At 65.4% G+C, this 19,664-nt stretch carries 23 protein-coding genes; 17 read left to right on the forward strand and 6 right to left on the reverse strand.

Annotation, left to right across the window (positions count from 1 at the left end; genetic code table 11):
- Both VFH65_RS20845 and holA read left to right on the forward strand, forming a co-directional pair.
- Nucleotides 1-438, forward strand: a 438-nt coding sequence (locus VFH65_RS20845; RefSeq protein ID WP_353323948.1) for a ComEC/Rec2 family competence protein, incomplete at its 5' end; no start/stop codon positions are given.
- The gene (gene holA, locus VFH65_RS20850) at nucleotides 435-1,400 is read left to right on the forward strand and encodes a DNA polymerase III subunit delta (protein ID WP_353323949.1); all 966 of its coding nucleotides are present in this window, start codon (nucleotides 435-437) and stop codon (nucleotides 1,398-1,400) included. The genes VFH65_RS20845 and holA, both read left to right, overlap by 4 nt.
- 4 nt (nucleotides 1,401-1,404) lie before the next feature.
- On the opposite strand, the gene rpsT is transcribed toward holA, so the two are convergent.
- Entirely contained in the window at nucleotides 1,405-1,665 is a 261-nt protein-coding gene (gene rpsT / locus VFH65_RS20855; protein ID WP_353323950.1) for a 30S ribosomal protein S20, read from the reverse strand.
- 161 nt (nucleotides 1,666-1,826) lie between these two features.
- Here rpsT and VFH65_RS20860 point away from each other — a divergent pair, with 161 nt between their 5' ends.
- The 3 genes from VFH65_RS20860 to VFH65_RS20870 are packed head-to-tail and all read left to right on the forward strand — an operon-like array spanning nucleotide 1,827 to nucleotide 5,381.
- Complete coding sequence (locus VFH65_RS20860) at nucleotides 1,827-3,527, forward strand: circularly permuted type 2 ATP-grasp protein (protein WP_414688469.1); 1,701 nt, start codon at nucleotides 1,827-1,829, stop codon at nucleotides 3,525-3,527.
- A 14-nt stretch (nucleotides 3,528-3,541) separates the two neighbouring features.
- Nucleotides 3,542-4,522 (forward strand): alpha-E domain-containing protein, encoded by a 981-nt coding sequence (locus VFH65_RS20865; RefSeq protein ID WP_353323951.1) that lies wholly within the window; start codon nucleotides 3,542-3,544, stop codon nucleotides 4,520-4,522.
- 19 nt (nucleotides 4,523-4,541) lie between these two features.
- Entirely contained in the window at nucleotides 4,542-5,381 is an 840-nt protein-coding gene (locus VFH65_RS20870) for a transglutaminase family protein (RefSeq protein WP_353323952.1), read from the forward strand.
- 264 nt (nucleotides 5,382-5,645) lie between these two features.
- Here the strand turns inward: VFH65_RS20870 and VFH65_RS20875 are convergent, their stop codons facing one another.
- Nucleotides 5,646-6,494 (reverse strand): ribonuclease Z, encoded by an 849-nt coding sequence (locus tag VFH65_RS20875; RefSeq protein ID WP_353323953.1) that lies wholly within the window; start codon nucleotides 6,492-6,494, stop codon nucleotides 5,646-5,648.
- A 186-nt stretch (nucleotides 6,495-6,680) separates the two neighbouring features.
- On the opposite strand from VFH65_RS20875, the gene VFH65_RS20880 reads away from it, so the two are divergent.
- The 4 genes from VFH65_RS20880 to VFH65_RS20895 are packed head-to-tail and all read left to right on the forward strand — an operon-like array spanning nucleotide 6,681 to nucleotide 10,679.
- Complete coding sequence (locus VFH65_RS20880; protein ID WP_353323954.1) at nucleotides 6,681-7,838, forward strand: aromatic ring-hydroxylating oxygenase subunit alpha; 1,158 nt, start codon at nucleotides 6,681-6,683, stop codon at nucleotides 7,836-7,838.
- 3 nt (nucleotides 7,839-7,841) lie between these two features.
- Entirely contained in the window at nucleotides 7,842-9,212 is a 1,371-nt protein-coding gene (glnT, locus tag VFH65_RS20885; RefSeq protein ID WP_353323955.1) for a type III glutamate--ammonia ligase, read from the forward strand.
- A gap of 2 nt (nucleotides 9,213-9,214) precedes the next feature.
- Entirely contained in the window at nucleotides 9,215-9,958 is a 744-nt protein-coding gene (locus VFH65_RS20890; protein ID WP_353323956.1) for a creatininase family protein, read from the forward strand.
- Complete coding sequence (locus VFH65_RS20895) at nucleotides 9,951-10,679, forward strand: TetR/AcrR family transcriptional regulator (RefSeq protein ID WP_353323957.1); 729 nt, start codon at nucleotides 9,951-9,953, stop codon at nucleotides 10,677-10,679. Before VFH65_RS20890 ends, VFH65_RS20895 begins: the two co-directional genes overlap by 8 nt.
- Here the strand turns inward: VFH65_RS20895 and VFH65_RS20900 are convergent, their stop codons facing one another.
- Nucleotides 10,680-11,702: an aldo/keto reductase gene (locus tag VFH65_RS20900; protein WP_353323958.1), complete on the reverse strand. Its 1,023-nt coding sequence runs from the start codon at nucleotides 11,700-11,702 to the stop codon at nucleotides 10,680-10,682.
- The gene (locus VFH65_RS20905; protein ID WP_353323959.1) at nucleotides 11,699-12,091 is read right to left on the reverse strand and encodes a MerR family transcriptional regulator; all 393 of its coding nucleotides are present in this window, start codon (nucleotides 12,089-12,091) and stop codon (nucleotides 11,699-11,701) included. Before VFH65_RS20905 ends, VFH65_RS20900 begins: the two co-directional genes overlap by 4 nt.
- A 158-nt stretch (nucleotides 12,092-12,249) precedes the next feature.
- On the opposite strand from VFH65_RS20905, the gene VFH65_RS20910 reads away from it, so the two are divergent.
- Nucleotides 12,250-12,681 carry a CBS domain-containing protein gene (locus VFH65_RS20910; protein WP_353323960.1) on the forward strand — a complete coding sequence of 144 codons (432 nt, stop codon included), beginning with the start codon at nucleotides 12,250-12,252 and terminating at the stop codon, nucleotides 12,679-12,681.
- Entirely contained in the window at nucleotides 12,682-13,287 is a 606-nt protein-coding gene (locus VFH65_RS20915) for a GNAT family N-acetyltransferase (protein WP_353323961.1), read from the forward strand.
- A gap of 237 nt (nucleotides 13,288-13,524) precedes the next feature.
- Here the strand turns inward: VFH65_RS20915 and VFH65_RS20920 are convergent, their stop codons facing one another.
- The gene (locus VFH65_RS20920) at nucleotides 13,525-14,112 is read right to left on the reverse strand and encodes a type II toxin-antitoxin system PemK/MazF family toxin (protein WP_353323962.1); all 588 of its coding nucleotides are present in this window, start codon (nucleotides 14,110-14,112) and stop codon (nucleotides 13,525-13,527) included.
- A 70-nt stretch (nucleotides 14,113-14,182) separates the two neighbouring features.
- Between VFH65_RS20920 and lepA the strand changes: the two genes are divergently transcribed.
- Nucleotides 14,183-16,093, forward strand: a complete 1,911-nt coding sequence (gene lepA, locus VFH65_RS20925) for a translation elongation factor 4 (protein ID WP_414688470.1) — start codon at nucleotides 14,183-14,185, stop codon at nucleotides 16,091-16,093.
- A 7-nt stretch (nucleotides 16,094-16,100) separates the two neighbouring features.
- Nucleotides 16,101-16,817: a sensor domain-containing protein gene (locus tag VFH65_RS20930; RefSeq protein WP_353323963.1), complete on the forward strand. Its 717-nt coding sequence runs from the start codon at nucleotides 16,101-16,103 to the stop codon at nucleotides 16,815-16,817.
- A 9-nt stretch (nucleotides 16,818-16,826) separates the two neighbouring features.
- Here the strand turns inward: VFH65_RS20930 and VFH65_RS20935 are convergent, their stop codons facing one another.
- Nucleotides 16,827-17,186 (reverse strand): Rv2640c family ArsR-like transcriptional regulator, encoded by a 360-nt coding sequence (locus VFH65_RS20935; RefSeq protein ID WP_353323964.1) that lies wholly within the window; start codon nucleotides 17,184-17,186, stop codon nucleotides 16,827-16,829.
- Between the two features lie 102 nt (nucleotides 17,187-17,288).
- Here VFH65_RS20935 and VFH65_RS20940 point away from each other — a divergent pair, with 102 nt between their 5' ends.
- The 4 genes from VFH65_RS20940 to VFH65_RS20955 all read left to right on the forward strand — a co-directional run bounded on the left by VFH65_RS20940 (nucleotide 17,289) and on the right by VFH65_RS20955 (nucleotide 19,652).
- Complete coding sequence (locus VFH65_RS20940; RefSeq protein WP_353323965.1) at nucleotides 17,289-17,765, forward strand: ArsI/CadI family heavy metal resistance metalloenzyme; 477 nt, start codon at nucleotides 17,289-17,291, stop codon at nucleotides 17,763-17,765.
- 98 nt (nucleotides 17,766-17,863) lie between these two features.
- Nucleotides 17,864-18,229: an ArsR/SmtB family transcription factor gene (locus VFH65_RS20945; RefSeq protein ID WP_353323966.1), complete on the forward strand. Its 366-nt coding sequence runs from the start codon at nucleotides 17,864-17,866 to the stop codon at nucleotides 18,227-18,229.
- A complete protein-coding gene (locus tag VFH65_RS20950; RefSeq protein WP_414688471.1) occupies nucleotides 18,226-18,981 on the forward strand; it encodes an aquaporin in 756 nt (251 codons plus the stop codon). Before VFH65_RS20945 ends, VFH65_RS20950 begins: the two co-directional genes overlap by 4 nt.
- A complete protein-coding gene (locus tag VFH65_RS20955) occupies nucleotides 18,978-19,652 on the forward strand; it encodes an arsenate reductase ArsC (RefSeq protein ID WP_353323968.1) in 675 nt (224 codons plus the stop codon). The genes VFH65_RS20950 and VFH65_RS20955 overlap by 4 nt, the downstream gene beginning before the upstream one ends.
- Nucleotides 19,653-19,664 lie beyond the last annotated feature (12 nt).

Consider the following 19,664-nt stretch of genomic DNA (forward strand, 5'->3'; position numbering starts at 1 on the left):
GACGCCGTGAGCGTCGCAGTCGCCGCGCAGCTCGTGACGGCCCCGCTTGTTGCCGGGATTTCGGGCACGTTCAGCGTCGTGTCCATCGCAGCCAACCTCGCAGTGGCCCCGGTGATTCCGCCGATCACCGTGGTCGGTACCGCCGCGGCCGCCTTGTGTCCGCTGTGGCCCTCCGGTGCCGAACTGCTCATCCGGTTCACCGGACCCGAGCTGTGGTGGCTGTTGCGGGTGGCGCACTGGGCCGCCGGCGTGACGGGTGCGTCCATCCCGGTTCCCTCCGGACTGCCCGGCGTGGTCACCGTCGCGGCCGGGGGTGTCGCCGCAGTGGTGTTGTGGCGCTGGCGCTTGGTGCGGCTCGGAACGTGCGGCGCGATCGTGTGCCTGCTGGCGTGGACGGTGTCAGGTCTGTCGGGCGCGCATGACACGATCGTGGGATGAGTCAACAGGTTCCGGGCCTGCACCTGGTCCTGGGAGATGAAGAGCTGCTGGTCGAACGCGCCGTCGCGACCGTCCTGCGCCAGGCGCGTAAGCAGGCCGGCAACGATGACGTCCCGGTGAATCGCCTGCGTGCGGGCGAGGTCAGCACCAACGAGCTCGCCGAGCTGCTGAGCCCGTCACTGTTCGCCGACGAACGAGTCGTCGTGCTGGAGGCCGCAGCCGAAGCCGGTAAGGACGCGGTTGCGCTGATCGCCTCCGCCGCTGCCGACCTGCCGCCGGGCACCATGCTCGTCGTCGTGCACTCCGGCGGCGGGCGGGCCAAGGCCCTCGCGGACCAACTGAAGACGCTCGGCGCACACGTTCATCCGTGTGCGCGCATCACCAAACCCGCGGAGCGCGCTGACTTCGTCCGTCGTGAGTTCGCCGCGTTGCGCGTCAAGGTCAGCGACGACACCGTCACAGCCGTGCTGGACGGGGTCGGCTCCAGCATCCGCGAATTGGCGGCCGTCTGCTCGCAGCTGGTCGCCGATACCGACGGCAAGCTCGACGCGGTCGCGGTGCGTCGTTATCACTCCGGCAAGGCCGAGGTGAAGGGCTTCGACATCGCCGACAAGGCGGTCGTTGGCGACGTTGCCGGCGCCGCGGAGGCGCTGCGCTGGGCGATGATGAGCGGCGAGCCGCAGGTCGTGCTTGCCGACGCGCTGGCCGAGGCGGTGCACACCATCGCGCGTGTCGGGCCGTTGTCAGGGGATCCGTACCGGCTGGCCGCGGAATTGGGCATGCCGCCGTGGCGGGTGCAGAAGGCTCAGAAGCAGGCGCGACGATGGTCGCGCACATCGGTCGCCGAGGCGATGCGACTCGTCGCCGCGCTGAATGCGGACGTCAAGGGTGCAGCGGCCGACGCCGATTACGCGCTGGAAGCGGCAGTGCGGAAGGTCGCCGAATTAGCGGCGGACGGGTGAGAGATCAGAGCTTGTTGAGCGCGGAAGCCAGCGCGGACTTGCGGTTGGCCGCCTGATTCCTGTGGATCACGCCCTTGCTCGCGGCCTTGTCCAGCTGGCGGCTGGTCGACACCAGCAACTCGGTGGCCTTGTCCTTCTCGCCGGCCGCAACGGCCTCACGGAATCCACGGACCGCCGTGTGAAGCGACGACTTCACCGACTTGTTGCGCAGTCTGCGGCGCTCGTTGGTGCGATTGCGCTTCTCCTGCGACTTGATATTGGCCACGCGTGTATTCCTTCTCAAATCTCGTCTGGGTTACTTAAGCCTGTGTGAGGCGCCCGGCGGCGGGCAGCGACTGTTCAGGGTACCAGCGGCCCCCCGGATCTCCCAAAGCGACGGCCACCGGAGCGCCCACTGGCCTGCCGAAACGGCTTCAGTGGTGCAGCATGTCATGGGTGAGCCTTCGCACCCTGCCGACCGAGACGCAACGACCGTCGCGCAACAGCTCGAAACCCGTCAAACGGTACGAGGGCGTATTCGATGGCTACAACAAGGTGGGCAGCTACTCGCAGGCCTTCGACGAAATGTTCGACGGCCAGGGCAACGTCCGCGGACCCTACAAGGGCATCTACACCGAGCTTGCGCCCTCAGATGCCTCCGAGCTCGAAGCCCGCGCCGATGCGTTGGGCCGTGCGTTCATCGACCAGGGCATCACGTTCTCGCTGTCGGGCCAGGAACGTCCCTTCCCGCTGGACCCCGTGCCGCGGGTGATCTCGGCGGCGGAGTGGACACGCCTCGAGCGAGGCATCACGCAACGGGTCAAGGCGTTGGAGATGTACCTCTCCGACATCTACGGCGAGCAGGAGATCCTGCGTGACGGCGTCATCCCGCGCCGGTTGATCACCTCCTGCGAACACTTCCACCGCGAGGCCGTCGGCATCGTCCCGCCCAATGGCGTGCGGATCCATGTAGCGGGCATCGACCTGGTCCGCGACGCCCAGGGCAACTTCCGGGTTCTCGAGGACAACCTGCGCTCGCCGTCGGGCGTCTCCTACGTGATGGAGAACCGGCGCACGATGGCACGGGTCTTCCCGAACCTGTTCGCCACCCACCGCGTGCGCGCGGTCGGCGATTACTCATCGCACCTGCTGCGGGCACTGCGCAATGCCGCTGCGTCCAACGAGGCCGACCCGACGGTTGTGGTGCTCACCCCGGGCGTCTACAACTCGGCCTACTTCGAGCATTCGCTGCTCGCCAGGCAGATGGGAGTCGAACTCGTCGAGGGCCGCGACCTGTTCTGCCGCGACAACACCGTCTACATGCGCACCACCGAGGGCGAGCGCCAAGTCGACGTCATCTACCGCCGGATTGACGACACCTTCCTCGACCCGATGCAGTTCCGTCCGGACTCGGTGCTCGGCGTGGCCGGCCTGCTCAACGCGGCACGCGCAGGCAACGTCGTCATCTCCAGCGCGGTCGGCAACGGCGTCGGCGACGACAAGCTCGTCTACACGTACGTGCCGACGATCATCGAGTACTACCTGGGTGAGAAACCGCTGCTGGCCAACGTCGACACATTCCGATGCTGGCTCGACGACGAACGTGAGGAAGTCCTCGACCGGATCGACGAACTGGTGATCAAGCCGGTGGAGGGCTCCGGCGGCTACGGCATCGTGTTCGGCCCCGACGCCTCGGAGAAGGAGCTGGCCACGATCAGCAAGAAGGTCCGCAGCGACCCGCGGGGGTGGATCGCCCAACCGGTCGTGCAGCTGTCCACGGTGCCGACGCAGATCGACGACAAACTGGCACCCCGCCACGTCGACCTGCGGCCGTTCGCCGTCAACGACGGCGACGACGTATGGGTGCTGCCGGGTGGGCTGACCCGGGTCGCGCTGCCCGAGGGCTCGTTGGTGGTCAACTCCAGCCAGGGCGGCGGCTCCAAGGACACCTGGGTGCTGGCGTCACGCGCATCGGTGGCCGATCGTGAGCTGGCCGCCGCCGAGGTGGTGCGCGCGCTGCCCAAGACGGCGAAGGCCCCCAAGTCCGAGAACGGCGCCGACGGGTCGTCTCAACAACAGCAGCAACAGCAATCGCAGGTGCTGCCGCAACCGAACGGCTCGCAACAGAGCCAACAACAGCAGCAGTAGGCGGTGATGCACTGATGTTGGCGCGCAACGCCGAATCCCTGTACTGGATCGGCCGCTACGTGGAGCGTGCCGACGACACCGCACGCATCCTGGACGTGACAGTGCATCAGCTGCTCGAGGATTCGAGCGTCGACCCGGACCAAGCGTCGCGGACGCTGCTGCGGGTGCTGGGCATCGAGCCGCCCGAGACGCCACTGGACGTGTGGTCGTTGACCGACATCGTGGCGTTCAGCAGGGACACGGAGGGCAGCGGCTACTCCATCGTCGAAGCGATCTCGGCTGCTCGCGAAAACGCCCGCGGCGCACGCGAAGTCACATCCACCGAGATCTGGGAGTGTCTGAACACCACTTACAACGCGTTGCCAGAACGCGAGCGAGCCGCCAAACGACTTGGCCCACATGAGTTCTTGTCGTTCATCGAGGGCCGTGCCGCAATGTTCGCCGGTCTGGCGGACTCGACGCTGAGTCGCGACGACGGCTACCGGTTCATGGTGCTCGGTCGAGCAGTCGAGCGGGTCGACATGACCGTGCGGCTGTTGCTCTCCCGCGTCGGCGACAGCGGCTCGTCACCGGCCTGGGTAACCACCCTGCGGTGCGCCGGCGCCCACGACACCTACCTGCGCACCTACCGCGGCGTCCTCGACGCCGGCCGGGTCGTCGAATTCATGCTGCTTGACCGACTCTTTCCTCGGTCGGTCTTCTACTCGCTGCGGCTGGCCGAACACAGCCTCGATGAGCTGATGAACCGGCCGCACAACAGGCTCGGCGCCACAGCGGAGGCGCAACGCCTACTCGGCCGGGCGCGCAGCGAGCTGGAGTTCCTGCGCCCAGGTGTGTTGCTGGAATCGCTCGAGCTGCGACTGGCCGATCTGCAGAAGACCTGCCATGACGTCGGAGAGGCGTTGGCACTGCAGTACTTTCATTCAGCACCGTGGGTGGCATGGCACGACGCCGGGCGAAGCGCGTCGTTGGTCATCGAGGAAGGCGAAGTCTAACGATGAAGAGCAGACTCTGATGTGGCGGCTGAGAGTCGTTCATTCGACGGGATACGCCTACAAGTCGCCGGTGACCGCGTCCTTCAATGAGGCGCGGCTGACGCCGCGTTCGGATTCCCGGCAGAACGTCATCCTCAACCGCGTCGAAACCATCCCCGCTACAAGGTCATACCGCTACGTCGACTACTGGGGCACCGCGGTGACCGCATTCGACCTGCACGCACCACATACTGAGCTGGAGGTCACGTCGTCGTCGGTGGTGGAGACCGACAAGGGCGAGATGCCCAAGGACAAGATCGGGTGGGACGACCTGCATTCCGCGGCGGTGATCGACCGGTTCGACGAAGTGCTCAGTCCCACCGACTACACGCCGGCCAGCAAGCGGATCGGGCGGGTGGGGGAGCGCATCGCCAAGTACCACGACCCCCAGGAGGCAGTCACCGCGGCGGCGAACTGGGTACACAGCGAACTGGAATACGTGCCGGGCACCACGGGCGTGCACTCGTCCGGGCTTGACGCGCACCGCGAAGGAAAGGGCGTCTGCCAGGACTTCGCCCACTTGTCGTTGATTCTGTTGCGCAGCATGGGAATTCCGGCCCGATATGTGTCCGGGTATCTGCATCCCAACCGCAAGGCCAAGATCGGCGACACCATCGACGGGCAGAGTCACGCCTGGGTGCAGGCCTGGACCGGAGGATGGTGGAACTACGACCCCACCAACGACGCGGACATCAACGAGCAGTACATCAGTGTCGGTGTCGGCCGCGACTATTCCGACGTCTCACCGCTGAAAGGCATCTACTCCGGCGAGGGCTCGACCGACCTCGATGTCGTCGTGGAGATCAGCCGCCTGGCTTAGACCCCCTATTTGACGGGCCGAGCAGACGCAAAAGTACCCAAAACCATTGGGTTTTGGGTACTTTTGCGTCTGCTCGCCGAAGAACTTCTGGACCTGCCCGATCGGCGGCAAGCTGTACCAGACCTGATGCGAGGTCGTCGGCGCTGTGACCGGCATTCGCATCAGCAGCGGCGACCTCCAGGTCATCCATCGGTACGGCGGCCTCGCCGGTGCCGCGCCACCAGAACCGCTTGATCCCCACCCCGCTGGTCTGCCATCAGTTGGCTACTGCTTGACGCACACGCCGGGATGAACCTCCACGCGATGAAGGTCGTCGCCGAGTTCGATCTGGCGGTCGAATGCCGTTGCGGCGCGGGCCCGCCAATCGTCCTCCTGTCCGGGGGCAAGCGGCGGCACGTAATGCGTGAGGACGAGGATGCCCACATCGGCCCGGGTCGCGGTCGCCGCGGCTTCCTCCACCGACGAGTGGTAGTCGAGGATGTCCTTGAGCCGCTGCTGCGGCACCAGCTCGATGAGGTCCTTGCGGATCACTGTGTGCACCAACGCCCCCGCGCCCGCGGCGAGTCTGTCGAGACTCTCGCAGGGAACCGAGTCACCCGCCAGCACGACGGATGCGTCGTCGTACTCGATGCGGAAACCGATGGTCGGCTCCACGGGTCGGTGATCCGTTGGTGCCACCCGAATTTGCACGCCGCCGGAGTCCCACACCGAACCTTCGGTGTACTCGTGCACCTCGATGGCGGGTGGCTCGGTGATGTCCGCGTGATGGCCGATGCGATAGCTGATGTCCGGTCCAAGCGCAGCCAGGGTGGCTTCGACGACAGCAGCGGTGCCCGGCGGCCCGATGACCGGCAACGGCGTGCGCACAAACGTGGTGACCCACCGTGTGGTGATGACATCACTCAGATCGGTGATGTGGTCGCTGTGCAGATGGGTCAGCAGTAGCGCCGTGAGATTGGCGGCTCCGACGCCGACGGCGGCGGCGCGCTGGAGCACGCCGCGGCCGCAGTCCACGAGGAACAGCTGTTCGCCGGCGCGCACGAGGGTGGACGGGCCCGCCCGGTTTGCGTCGACGATTGGGCTGCCGGTGCCGAGCAGGGTGACCTCAATCATGGCCCCATTACTACTCGTATTTGACGGTACGGAAGTCAAAACGCCCGTTTCAATAACCTATTGAGATTGGTGCCATCGGTCGGCATATCAACTGCACAAATGACCGTAGATCCATCGCCTAATATTTCAATAGGTCATTTACCGATCCGAAACAGGTCGGCAACACGTCGCGCTTAGCGTCGGGCCATGACGTTCGACTATTCGCGCATGACCGCCACCTGTGCGGTCGAATCGCCAGACAAAGCCACCACCCTCCCGCCCGAGGCCTACGGCAGCGACGACCTCTTCGCCGACGAGGTCGACCGGATCTTCAGACGCGGCTGGATTCCGCTGTGCCGCGTCGAGCAGGTGGCCACGCCCGGCAGCTACTACAGCATCGACATCCTCGGCACACCACTGGTCGTCACCCGCGACCGCCACTCGGAAATCCGTGTGCTGTCACGCAATTGCACCCACCGCTGGATGGAGGTGTGCAGCGGTGCCGGCGAAGCCAACGTGTTGCAGTGCCCCTACCACCTGTGGTCGTTCGGCCTCGACGGTCACCTCGCCGGTGCGCCAGAGATGAAGAAATCAACCGCCTTCAGTCGAAACGACTACCCGCTCAAGAAGTTTCGCCACGAGGTGTGGAAAGGCTTCGTGATGGTGAACTTCGACGGCCAGGCGCAGTCCCTGGCGAGCCAATACGCAGCGCTCGATCCCATCGTCGATGTCTACGACCTCGAGAACTACCAGACCGTCGAGCAGACCGACTGGGGTGTGTGCGATTGGGACTGGAAGATCATGGTGGACAACTTCATGGAGTGCTACCACCACATGGGCCCGCACCGGGGCTCGCTGGAGGACCAGTTTCCGGCCGCGCTGAGCCACACCGGTGAGGTGGGCGACTACTTCACCACGATGTGGTCGAAGCAGGCGCCCGGCTATCCCGCGGATCCACCGTTCCTCACCCCTGGCGCCGAGACGCTGAGTCCGGAACACCACCACAAGACACTGATCTTCATCGGATATCCGCTGTTGCAGATCGCGATGGGCCCGGCATACATGTACTGGCTCAAGACTCTTCCGCTCGGAGCGGGCAAGATCGAGCTGCAACTCGACATCTGCATGTCCCCGGCCGCACTCGCCGCGCCCGGTCTCGAGGAACGCCGCAGCGAGCTGGTCAAAATGGTCTGCGACATTCACCGAGAAGACCTCGACGTCTGCGCCGCGGTGCAGCGCGCGATTCGCTCCGGCGTGACCAGCACCGGCCGCCTCTCGCACCTCGAACGGCCGCTGTGGGAGTTCTACCGCTACCTCGGCCGCGAACTCGGCATCATCAACACCACTCTCGCGTCGGCGGGCTGACATATGACGACAACACTGAACGGCCAGGCCGGTGTCGAGTCGGCCGCGCGCGACGTCGCCGATCGGCTGGCAGCTGCAGGGGTCAAGTACGCCGCGATCAGCTTCGTGGACATGCACGGCAAGCCGAAGAGCAAGATGGTCCCGCTCGGGCATCTGGAACAGGCCGCCATGGGATCGGAGATGTTCACCGGCGCGGCGCTCGACGGTGTCCCGCAGGACGTGAACGATGACGAGGTCGCGCCGCATCCAGACCTCGGCGCACCGATCGTCATGCCGTTCAACCGCGAAGTCGCCTGGTTCCCTGGCGATCTCTGGATCGGCGACACCCCATTCGAGGCGTGCAGCCGCCAGATCCTCAAACGCGTGACAGCCGACGCCACCTCGCTCGGCTACACCTTCAACCTCGGCATCGAGACCGAGTTCTTCCTGCTCACCGACACGGACACGCCGGGTCCCGCCAGCCCCGACGACAACCTCGACAAGCCCTGCTACGACCTGCGCACGATGTTGCACAACTATCCGGTGGTCGACGAGATCGTCTCGGCGATGAACGAACTGGGATGGGACGTCTACTCGTTCGACCACGAGGACGGCAACGGCCAGTTCGAGACCGACTTCACCTACACCGATGTGGTGTCGATGTCCGACCGGCTGGTGTTCTTCCGGATGATGGTCGGTGAGATCGCCCGCAAACACGGCCTGTTCGCATCGTGGATGCCCAAGCCGTTCGCCGACCGCACCGGTAGCGGGGCGCACTACAACATGTCGCTGGCCGACGAATCCGGCACGAATCTATTTGCCGCCGGGGATGATCCGCGTGGCTGCGGACTTTCGATGCTGGGATACCAGTTCATCGCCGGGGTGTTGCGGCACGCGGACGCCATTTGCGCGGTGATCGCACCGACGGTCAACAGCTACAAGCGACTGGTCAAGCAGGGCAGCATGTCGGGCCTGACCTGGGCTCCGGTATTCGCCTGCTACGGCGACAACAATCGCACCAACATGCTGCGCATCCCCAGAGGCGGCGGGCGCGTCGAGTGCCGGGCCGCCGACAGCGCCAGCAACCCCTACCTCGGTGGTGCGCTGATGCTGGCGGCCGGCCTTGAAGGAATCCGCGAGGGACTCGATCCCGGCGCTCCGAACCGGGACAACCTCTACCGGCTCACCGAGGCCGACCTCGCCGAGCGTGGAATCGGTTGGCTGCCACGATCACTCGGTGAGGCCATCGACGCACTCGAAGAGGATCCGCTGGTTCGGTCGGTATTCGGTGACGCGATGTTCGAGTCGTTCGTCGCCGAGAAGCGCGCCGAGTGGGACGGCTACACCGCGCACGTCTCGGCGTGGGAGACCGAGCGCTACCTGAGGTTCTGGTGAGCATGAGCCATCTATGGGAAGAGCTGACGTCGGCGCAGCTGAGCGACCGCCTGGCCGCCGACCCCGACTGCGTGGCCCTGATACCGGTCGGGGCCACCGAACAACACGGCCCACACTTGCCTGTCGGCACCGATACGATCATCGCGACGGCGCTCGCCGATGCCGCCGCGGGGGAGTCGGCGGTGGTGCTGCCGCCACTTGCTTACGGCGCCAGCTTCTTCCACGGCACACGGCTTGCGGGCACGGTAGCGTTCTCCGGTGAGGAGACGGCCGCGGCCGCCGGCCTGGTCGCCGAAGCATGCGTCGACTCCGGTTTCCGGCGGCTGCTGTTCGTCAACGGTCATGTCGGCAACGCGGCCGCGTTGTGGATCGCGTGTGACCGGTTCCGGCGGGAGTTTCCCGATCTGCGGATCGGTGTCATGCAGTGGTGGGAGTTGACGCCGGACATCGCCAGTCGCGCGACCGAGGACGCCGTCGACTGGCATGCCAACGCGGCGGAGACATCGCTGATGCTCGTGCTGCGCCCCGAACTCGTCGACACCGACAAGATGCGCGATGCCGACGACCCGGACCGCACCGAAGGCACGGTCTTTCGCTACGCGATTCAGCACGTCTCCACCAACGGGGTTACCGGATACCCCTCACGCGCGACGAAGTCGATGGGGCTCGAGCTGTGGCAGGACGTGGTGACCGCCGCACGTGACATCGTGGAACGCGCTCACGACGAGAAGCCGCCGCTTGGCTAACATTCACTCCATCGGAAGACCTCGCAACACCGCCGTCGACGCCGACTCGGGTCGGACCACCCCGCCGCGCGCAGGGATCGTCAACGCGGCGACAAAGCTGTTCTCCGAAAAGGGCTATGCGCAAACGACGATGAGCGACATCGCCAGAGCGGCGGGTCTGCAGCAGTCCTCGCTCTACTACTGGTTCCGCAACAAGGAACAGCTGCTTGGCGAGACCCTGCTGGTGAACCGGGCGCCGCTGAAGTTCATCGCGGAGGTGGGTGCCGGTTCCGGCTCGCCGGCGGTCAAGCTGTACCGGCTGCTGCGGTTCGACACCATGCAGCTGGCGATGTCGCCGATCGACTTCAACGAGATCCAGCGCATCGCCCACGACCAACGCGCCGAGTTCCACCAGTTCTGGACGGATTACGAGCGGCTGAAGAACTGGGTCGTCGATCTGATCGGAGCGGCGATCAGCGAAGGCAAGTTCATCGACTGCGACAGGGATGAGACCGCGGGCCTGCTGCTCAACTTCGACGAGGGCGCGCAGAAGCGCACGCGCCTGCACACCGATCAGGGTGACCGGGTCGAAGAGGCGATCAGGGTGGGCGAGCAGGTCGCGATCATCGCGGTGCGTGGACTGCTCAAACGCCCGAGCGAGATCGGCCGAATCAGCGCGCAGGCGGCCCAGTTCGACGACGCCGCGGTCGCCGTCCGGGTGAGCCAGCCGAAACCGGAGTGATCACTCGCGTCCCGCTGACACCCAGGTCAGATCCGCGAACCGCTGACCGGACACCGCATCGCCCGCGGCATCGAGCGTGTCGAGCTGCTCGCGGGTCAGCGTCACCGCCAGCGAGCCGAGATTCTCCTCGATGCGCGCGGCCCGGCGGGTGCCAGGGATCGGCGACGAGGCCACGCCCATCGCGTCGGCGCGATAGCGCAGCCACGCCAGCGCCACCTGCGCCGGTGTCGCGTCCTGCTGCGCCGCGACGGCCTTGACGACGTCCACCACAGCGAGATTGGCGTCGAGCGCGCCCTCGCTGAACCGGGGCATGGTCTTGCGGAAGTCACTCGGCGACGACAAGTCGGCGGCCGAGCGCACCGTACCGGTCAGAAAGCCACGCCCCAGCGGGGAATACGGCACGAATCCCACCCCCAGCTCGGCGGCCGCCGGCACCACGTTGCGCTCGACGTCCCGGCTCCATATCGACCACTCGCTCTGCACGGCGGCGATCGGATGCACGGCGACGGCGGCCTGCAGCTCGTCTGCGGTTACCTCCGACAGCCCGAGGTGGCGAACCTTGCCCGCGGCAACCAGTTCGGCCATCGCGCCGACGGTTTCCTCGATCGGCACGTTCACGTCGCGGCGATGCATGTAATACAGGTCGACGAAGTCGGTCTGCAGCCGCTGCAGGCTCTCGTCGATGCTCTGCCGCACATAATCGGCGTCGCCGCGGACGCCTAGCCGGCCTGCCGCGCGGTCCGCGGGGTTGCCCTGGATCCCGAATTTCGTTGCCAGGGTGACTTCGTCGCGACGGTCCGCCAGTAGCTTGGCGATCAGCTTCTCGTTTTCGCCGACGCCGTAGATGTTGGCGGTGTCGATGAATGTGACGCCGAGGTCGACGGCACGATGCAACGTGGCCAGCGATTCGGTGTCGTCGACCTCGCCATATATCGGTGTTAGCGCCATCGCACCGAAACCGATTGCGCTGACTGATAATTCATCGCCCAGCGTGACCGCGGGCACAGAGTTCGCGCTTGTCATGGTCCTTCTCCTTCGAGTCGGCGGTAGTGGTCGATCTTGGTGTCGACGGCGTCCAGGCACTCGGCAAGCCGAAGTTGTCTGGCAAGGATGCGCTGACGGTGCGCTACCAGGATTTCCAGCCGCCTCTTGTGCGTTTCTATTCCGCCGGACAGCAACTCGGCGAACTCGCGCATCTGAACGGTCGGCATTCCGGTGGCGCGCAACCGCACGAGCAACTCGATGCGCTGCACCGATAGTTCGTCGTAGCGGCGGCGCCGGTCGCCGCCACGGGCCACCGGAGGGATCATGCCTTCTCGCTCGTACCACCGGAGCGTGTCGGGAGTCAGTCCGGTGCGTTCGGCGACTTCGGCAATTCCCACTGCCTCGGTGTCGACAAGATCTGCGGCCATGTGACCGAGGTTAGGAGTTGGAGTGCACTCCAGCGCAACCTCGCGGCGGGTTTGAACCGAATCGGCACTGGTCGTGACGGCCTTGCAATCTCATTCCCTTCCGCGACGGGCGTCTCGGACATAGCCTGGTGTGAAGTGGATCACGAGCGGAGGCATCGATGCGGATCGCGGACGTCTTACGGAATAAGGGCGCGGCGGTGGCGACCATAACCCCGGAGACGTCAGTCGCCGGGCTGCTCACCGAGCTGACGGTGCACAACATCGGGGCGATGGTGGTGGTATCGCCAGATGGGCTGGTGGGCATCGTCTCCGAGCGTGATGTCGTGCGCAAATTGCACGAGCTTGGCGCTGACCTGCTGCGGTGCCCGGTGTCGGAGATCATGACCACGCTGGTGGCGACCTGCACGCCCAGCGACTCCGTCGACAGCCTCAGCGCATTGATGACCGAGAGGCGGGTTCGGCATGTCCCCGTGGTCGTAGACGGTCGGCTGGCAGGGATCGTCAGCATCGGCGACGTGGTGAAAACGCGGATGGAAGAACTCGAGGCCCAGCAGGAGCAGCTGCAGGCCTACATCACCCAGGGCCGCTGAGTGGGGATTGACGTCCGCCCGGCGCATCGGCGCGACGTCCGCGAGATGGCGAGGGCGCTGGGCCGCGCGTTCTACGACGACCCGGTGATGACGTGGTTGGTGCCCGACGACGCGGCACGCGCCAAGAGCCTGCCCAGGGGCTTCGGGACGCTGATCCGGCGCCACTTTCTGGCCCGCGGTGGGTCGGAAGTGGGCGAACGTGACGGCGAGGTCGGCGCAGCCACGCTGTGGGATCCGCCAGGCAAGCGCAAATCGAGCCGGGTCGAGCAACTGTTGACGATGCCCGGAATGCTGTGGGCCTTTCGCGGACGCATGGCGGCGATGGGACCGGTCATGGAGCTCATGGAAGAGAACCACCCCGAGGAACCGCACTGGTATCTGATGGTCATCGGTAGCGATCCGTCTGTTCGGGGAGCGGGTTTCGGCCAGGCGCTGATGCGCTCGCGACTCGACCGCTGCGACGCCGAAGGCATCCCGGCATACCTCGAGAACAGCAATCCGAAGAACGAGTCGTATTACTTGAGGTTCGGGTTCGAGGTCATGAGCGAACTGAAGCTGCCCGGCGGCGGGCCCAGCATGTGGCCGATGTGGCGCGCACCGCGATAGGACAAGCGGCTATAGCGCCAGCGACGGTCGGCAGAAGGCACACAGGCCAGGGCTGAGCGTCGGATAACCGCAGGCGGGACAGATGGCCATGGTGGTCACCTGGTCCGCTACTGACGGCTCGTTGAGCGTCGAATCACCGCTTGCACGTCCTTTGTTCACTGGTAGTCCCTCCCCCTTGTGCTGGACGGACTACCCGGAATTCTCGGTATTAACCGCGACGTCAGCGCAAAGAGTTCCTCAGCTCCAGGAGTACTCGGCGCGCAGCCTGGTGGCGACCACTTCGAACCTCTCGCGCTCCAGGATCGCGCCCTCGCGCCGAATGCTCTCCTCGGGCACATCAAGCACGCGGTCGAGCCGGACCCAGCTGGCCCTGCTCTCGTAATCCCAGCTTCCGCTGCCGATACCAACCCAGTTGGGATCGTGGCGGTGGTCTTGGCTGGAAAGCATCAAGCCGAGCAACGTGGCTCGGTCACGACCCACCACCAGGACGGGGCGGTCCTTGCCGCGCGTCGGGTCGTCCTCGAAAACGACCCAGGTCCAGACGATTTCGCCGGGGTCGGCGCGGCCGTCGAGATCCGGCGCATACACCAGCTTGCGCGCCCGGTGCGCGGTGGGAACGCTGGTCTCGGTGACTGGACGGCCTGCGGTCAGCGCCGGGGCCTCGTCATTGGAAGTACGCGAGATGGCGTCCAAGCCGAGCTTGATGCCCTGCTGGATTCCGCGTTGCAGCGTTTCGGACTTCTGGACGCCCCGGATGAACCTCGGCGCCTCGTTGAACACGAGGTTCTCTGCAAAGCGCTGAAACGTCTTCCACTGCGACGCCATGTTTCCGAGCATATGTGACTTGCCACGGGGTGGAGCGCAGCGACGGGGAAAGGTGGACCGGGGCGCGATTGTGTCGGAAAGGCACTACCTCGATACCCTGGTAGCACCTACGCGCCCGTCCCACCAGGAGATTCCCATCAGCAGTTTCGCCGACCAGACCTTCACCGCGCCGGCGCAGATTCGGAACTTCTGCATCATCGCCCATATCGATCACGGCAAGTCGACGCTGGCCGATCGGATGCTTGGGCTCACCGGCGTGGTCGCCGACCGGGACATGCGGGCGCAGTACCTGGACCGGATGGACATCGAGCGTGAGCGCGGCATCACCATCAAGGCGCAGAACGTGCGGCTGCCGTGGAAGGTCGGGGGCGAAGAGTTCGTCCTACACCTGATCGACACTCCGGGCCACGTCGACTTCACCTACGAGGTGTCCCGCGCGCTCGAGGCGTGCGAGGGTGCGGTGCTGCTGGTCGACGCCGCCCAGGGCATCGAGGCGCAGACGCTGGCCAATCTGTACCTGGCGCTGGATCGCGATCTGACGATCATCCCCGTGCTCAACAAGATCGACCTGCCCGCCGCTGACCCGGATCGCTATGCGGCGGAGATCGCCCACATCATCGGTTGCGAACCGTCCGACGTGTTGCGTGTCTCGGGCAAGACCGGCGAAGGAGTGCCGGAGCTGCTCGACGAGGTCGTGCGGCTGGTACCCGCTCCGCAGGGTGACGCCGACGCCCCCGCGAGGGCAATGATCTTCGACTCCGTCTACGACATCTATCGCGGCGTCGTCACCTACATCCGCGTCGTCGACGGCAAGATCGTCCCGCGCGAGCGGATCAAGATGATGTCGACCGGTGCGACCCATGAGCTGCTCGAGGTCGGCATCGTCTCCCCGGAGCCGAAACCGTCCGTCGGCCTCGGCGTCGGGGAGGTGGGCTACCTGATCACCGGGGTGAAGGACGTCCGGCAGTCCAAGGTCGGTGACACCGTGACTGCTGCGCGGCACGGTGCGACCGAGGCGCTGACCGGTTACCGCGAACCCAGGCCGATGGTCTACTCAGGGCTGTATCCGGTCGACGGTTCCGACTACCCGGACCTGCGCGACGCCTTGGAGCGGTTGCAGCTCAACGACGCCGCGCTGTCGTGGGAGCCGGAGACCTCGGTGGCGCTAGGTTTCGGGTTCCGCTGCGGCTTCTTGGGTCTGCTGCACATGGAGATCACCCGCGAGCGGCTGGAACGCGAGTTCGACCTCGATCTCATTTCGACGTCTCCCAACGTCGTGTACCGCGTTGTGCTGGAGGACGGTACCGAGAAAATCGTGACCAACCCGTCGGACTGGCCCTCGGGAAAGATGCGCACCGTGTACGAGCCGGTGGTCAAGACCACCGTCATCGCGCCAAGCGAGTTCATCGGCACGATCATGGAGCTGTGCCAGTCGCGCCGCGGTGAACTCGGTGGCATGGACTACCTTTCGCCGGAGCGGGTGGAACTGCGCTACACAATGCCGTTGGGGGAGATCATCTTCGACTTCTTCGACATGTTGAAGTCGCGCACCCGCGGCTACGCGAGCCTCGATTACGAGGAGGCCGGCGAGCAGGAAGCGGATCTGGTGAAGGTCGACATTCTGTTGCAGGGTGAGGCCGTCGACGCGTTCAGCGCGATCGTGCACAAGGACTCGGCCTACGCCTACGGCAACAAGATGACGACCAAGCTCAAAGAGCTGATTCCGCGCCAGCAGTTCGAAGTTCCGATCCAGGCGGCGATCGGTTCGAAGATCATTGCTCGCGAAAACATCCGCGCGATGCGCAAAGACGTGCTATCGAAGTGTTACGGCGGTGACATCACCCGTAAGCGCAAGCTGCTGGAGAAGCAGAAGGAAGGCAAGAAGCGGATGAAAACGATCGGGCGGGTCGAGGTGCCGCAGGAGGCATTCGTCGCCGCCCTGTCCACCGATTCCGCTGCCGCCGACAAGTCCAAAAAGTAGGGCACTGATGCGCTCAACCCGGTCGACGATCGCTGCGGTGGGTGCGTGTGTCGCGCTCGCGGGCTGCTCGGGTCCGGTTGAGGGCAGCCCGGTGGTCCGTGTCGTCGACGCGGCGAAACCGTCGGTGTCGCTGCCCGCGGAACAAGCGCTGCCCACCCTCGACGAGCTGGCCGTCACACTCGGCATGGGCGGTTTCTTCGGCCAACTCGTCAACGGCGACGCGGAGATGTTGCTGCAGGGTGTGCGCGAATCAGAGGCGACACCCATCGAATGCGTCAGTGCCACCTACCGACTGCAGAAAATCGTCTACCAGGCCAGCCCGGTGCGGGCGGTGGCCAGTCAATCATGGGCGGGCGGCGATCCCAGCGGTCCGTCGATCTCCGGGTTCTTCGGTGTGGTCAAGTTCGCGACACCCGATGACGCACAGGCCTTCTTCGCCGCGTCAGCTGAAAAGTGGCGACGGTGCAACGGCCAGACGATGGTGTTGCACCAGCCTGCACACGGTGCCGACGGGCTGAGCAAGATCGCGGACGTGGTCATCGAGCCGCGGACCGTATCGGCCGTCGTGATGCACCCCGAAGGGCAGACGGTACAACGTGCGATGGGCGTCGCCGCGGATTGCATTGTGGACGTGGAGATCACGAATGTCAGCGGCGGCGCGGCCGGCGCTCATGACGCTATCGGCGTGGCCAACCTCATGCAGCAGAAGATCGGCATTTCCTGAAATAGCTTGTCAGGTACAGCAGTTCGGATCGAGCACGGCGCAGATGGCGCCGAGCGATTCCCTGCGCGCACGGTGAAAGACGTTCATTCCGCGCCGATCTGATTCGACGAGTCCTGCCTTGCGTAGCTGGGTGAGGTGGTGGCTGACCGTCGATTCGCTCAATCCGAGGGCCGCGGCGAGGTCGCCGCTGATCTCCTCGCCTGCCGACGAGCTGAAGAGAAAAGACATGATCTTCACCCGTACGGGGTCGGCCAGCGCCTTGAGACGCAACGCCACCTGCAGGGCATCGTCATCGGTCATCGGACCGGCCGCGACCGGTGCGCAGCACACCGGTGCGGAGATGTCGATCGTCGGCAGCGTTTTGGGCATGCACCAAGTGTGCCAGGTATCTTGACATATATCAAAAAGGTGTGGATGCTGGGCCTTGGCGCTAGTTCGATATATGTCTCACACCCTAGAGAGGATCACATCATGTCCCGCGTCCAATTAGCCCTCAACGTCGACGACCTCGACGAAGCGGTCGCGTTCTACTCCAAGCTGTTCAACTCCGCACCGGCCAAGGTCAAGGACGGTTACGCCAACTTCGCGATCGCCGAGCCGCCGCTGAAGCTGGTGCTGCTGCAGAATCCCGGCAAGGGCGGCACCATCAACCACCTCGGCGTCGAGGTGGCGTCCAGCGAGCAGGTGCACGCCGAGATTGCACGGCTGACTGGCGAAGGCCTGTTCACCGACGAAGAGATCGGCACGACCTGTTGCTTTGCCACCCAGGACAAGGTGTGGGTCACCGGCCCGGCAGGGGAGAAGTGGGAGGTCTACACCGTGCTGGCCGACTCCGAGACGTTCGGCACCAGCCCCCAGCGCAGCGATCCCGAAGCCGGCGACGCCGTGTGCTGTGGCGGCACTGCCGCAGCCGACGACGACAAGGTCGCTGCCGGCTCCTGCTGCTGACGTCGCCAGAATCGGCGGACACCCGGGGGTGGTCCGCCGATTCGGTGTTCATCAGAGGTTCATTTGGCCCCTGATTCGATCCCTGTCAATATCGATGCATGTCGAAGTCGCTGCCCTTGACCGACGTGTCGGATTGCGAGTTCGCACCGCTGGCGCACGAACCGCTCTCCATGGCCTCGGCCACCGAGCTCGCGGGCAAGCTCAAGGCGCTCTCCGACCCGGTACGGCTGCGGCTGCTCAGCGTGGTGGCCAGCCACGCGGGCGGTGAGGCTTGCGTGTGTGACCTTTCGGCTGGGATCGGCGTCAGCCAGCCGACCATCTCGCATCACCTGAAGGTGCTGCGGACGGCCGGGTTGCTTGACAGTGAGCGTCGCGGATCCTGGGTCTACTACCGCGTTATCCCCCAAGCGCTGCAGCAACTCTCAGAAGTCCTGGGTGCCGATGCTGTGGCCAGGAGCGAATAGTGCACAACATCGGGCTCGCGAGGCGGCTACTGGCCGAATTCGTCGGCACCGCCCTGCTCGTCACCGTCGTGGTGGGGTCGGGAATCGCGGCGCAGCAGTTGTCACCCGACGACATCGGCCTGCAGTTACTCGAGAACTCCACGGCCACGGTGTTCGGTCTTGCGGTGCTGATCCTGCTCTTCGGTCCGGTGTCTGGGGCGCACTTCAATCCCGTTGTCACCGCGGCTGATTGGCTGCTCGGCCGTCGCGCCCGCACCGGGATCGCCGCCCGTCACGCCGTCGCCTACGTCACGGTGCAGATTGCGGGCGGGGTCGCTGGCGCGCTGTTGGCGAATTTGATGTTCGACCGCAGGGTCTTCGAACTGGCCACCAAGGAACGCATCACCACGGGGCACCTCGTCGGCGAAGTGGTGGCCACGGCCGGTCTCGTCGCGCTCATTTTCGCGTTGGCGCGCACGGGCCGTGCGGCCCTGTCGGCCGCGGCGGTCGGCGCCTATATCGGTGCGGCTTACTGGTTCACCAGCTCCACGTCGTTCGCCAATCCGGCCGTCACCATCGGCCGTATGTTCTCCGACACCTTCGCAGGAATCGCGCCCTCGTCGGCGCCGGGTTTCATCGCAGCCCAAATCATCGGTGCGCTAATCGGATTGGCACTTGTTGTCGCTCTCTACCCGGATGCCGCCGACAGTGCCGACCAAGCCGTGGTCCCACACGAATGGAACAACCCCACCACACAACGGAGTTCGCCATGACAGACAGCCCTGCTTCCCTGACCACCCACGTTCGGCGTGACCTATCGATCGACCAGCGCCACGCGCTCAAGACCGCCGCGACCCGCCTGCAAAGCGAGTTCGCCGACGTCTTCGGCGTCGAAACCATTGAGCGGTTCCTACATTCGTCGTACGACCAATTCGCCGGGCGCGCAACCGTTCCCAACTTCCTGCCCCTGCTGGCAGAACGATTCGCCCGCCAGCGCCTTTACGCGCTGGCCAGAGTGGAAGGCAAAATGACCGACAACAAGCCCACCGTGTTGTTCCTCTGTACCCACAACGCGGGCCGCTCGCAGATGGCGCTCGGCTTCTTCAATCACCTGGCAGGCGATGAGGCCGTCGCGTGGTCGGGCGGCTCCGAACCCGGCGACGCCATCAACCCCGCGGCTGTCGAGGCGATGGCCGAAGTCGGCATCGACATCACCGGTGAGTACCCGAAGCCGTGGACCGACGAAATCGTCCAGGCGTCCGACGTGATCGTCACGATGGGCTGCGGCGACGCCTGCCCGATCTTTCCCGGCCACCGCTACGAGGAATGGGTGTTGCCCGACCCCGCCGGCCAACAGGTCGACGCCGTGCGGCCGATCCGCGACGAGATCGAGGGACGGGTTCGCCAACTGCTGAGCCAACTCGGGGTGACCGCGACAAGGTAATTCCGTTGCGAT

The organism is Mycobacterium sp., from assembly GCF_035697385.1.
GTDB lineage: Bacteria > Actinomycetota > Actinomycetes > Mycobacteriales > Mycobacteriaceae > Mycobacterium.

Coding starts and splice junctions, on each gene's coding strand:
- holA (WP_353323949.1), top strand. CDS start 435: ATGAGTCAACAGGTTCCGGGCCTGCACCTGGTCCTGGGAGATGAAGAG.
- VFH65_RS20860 (WP_414688469.1), top strand. CDS start 1,827: ATGTCATGGGTGAGCCTTCGCACCCTGCCGACCGAGACGCAACGACCG.
- VFH65_RS20865 (WP_353323951.1), top strand. CDS start 3,542: ATGTTGGCGCGCAACGCCGAATCCCTGTACTGGATCGGCCGCTACGTG.
- VFH65_RS20870 (WP_353323952.1), top strand. CDS start 4,542: ATGTGGCGGCTGAGAGTCGTTCATTCGACGGGATACGCCTACAAGTCG.
- VFH65_RS20875 (WP_353323953.1), bottom strand. CDS start 6,494: ATGATTGAGGTCACCCTGCTCGGCACCGGCAGCCCAATCGTCGACGCA.
- VFH65_RS20880 (WP_353323954.1), top strand. CDS start 6,681: ATGACGTTCGACTATTCGCGCATGACCGCCACCTGTGCGGTCGAATCG.
- glnT (WP_353323955.1), top strand. CDS start 7,842: ATGACGACAACACTGAACGGCCAGGCCGGTGTCGAGTCGGCCGCGCGC.
- VFH65_RS20890 (WP_353323956.1), top strand. CDS start 9,215: ATGAGCCATCTATGGGAAGAGCTGACGTCGGCGCAGCTGAGCGACCGC.
- VFH65_RS20900 (WP_353323958.1), bottom strand. CDS start 11,702: ATGACAAGCGCGAACTCTGTGCCCGCGGTCACGCTGGGCGATGAATTA.
- VFH65_RS20905 (WP_353323959.1), bottom strand. CDS start 12,091: ATGGCCGCAGATCTTGTCGACACCGAGGCAGTGGGAATTGCCGAAGTC.
- VFH65_RS20910 (WP_353323960.1), top strand. CDS start 12,250: ATGCGGATCGCGGACGTCTTACGGAATAAGGGCGCGGCGGTGGCGACC.
- VFH65_RS20920 (WP_353323962.1), bottom strand. CDS start 14,112: ATGGCGTCGCAGTGGAAGACGTTTCAGCGCTTTGCAGAGAACCTCGTG.
- VFH65_RS20930 (WP_353323963.1), top strand. CDS start 16,101: ATGCGCTCAACCCGGTCGACGATCGCTGCGGTGGGTGCGTGTGTCGCG.
- VFH65_RS20935 (WP_353323964.1), bottom strand. CDS start 17,186: ATGCCCAAAACGCTGCCGACGATCGACATCTCCGCACCGGTGTGCTGC.
- VFH65_RS20940 (WP_353323965.1), top strand. CDS start 17,289: ATGTCCCGCGTCCAATTAGCCCTCAACGTCGACGACCTCGACGAAGCG.
- VFH65_RS20945 (WP_353323966.1), top strand. CDS start 17,864: ATGTCGAAGTCGCTGCCCTTGACCGACGTGTCGGATTGCGAGTTCGCA.
- VFH65_RS20955 (WP_353323968.1), top strand. CDS start 18,978: ATGACAGACAGCCCTGCTTCCCTGACCACCCACGTTCGGCGTGACCTA.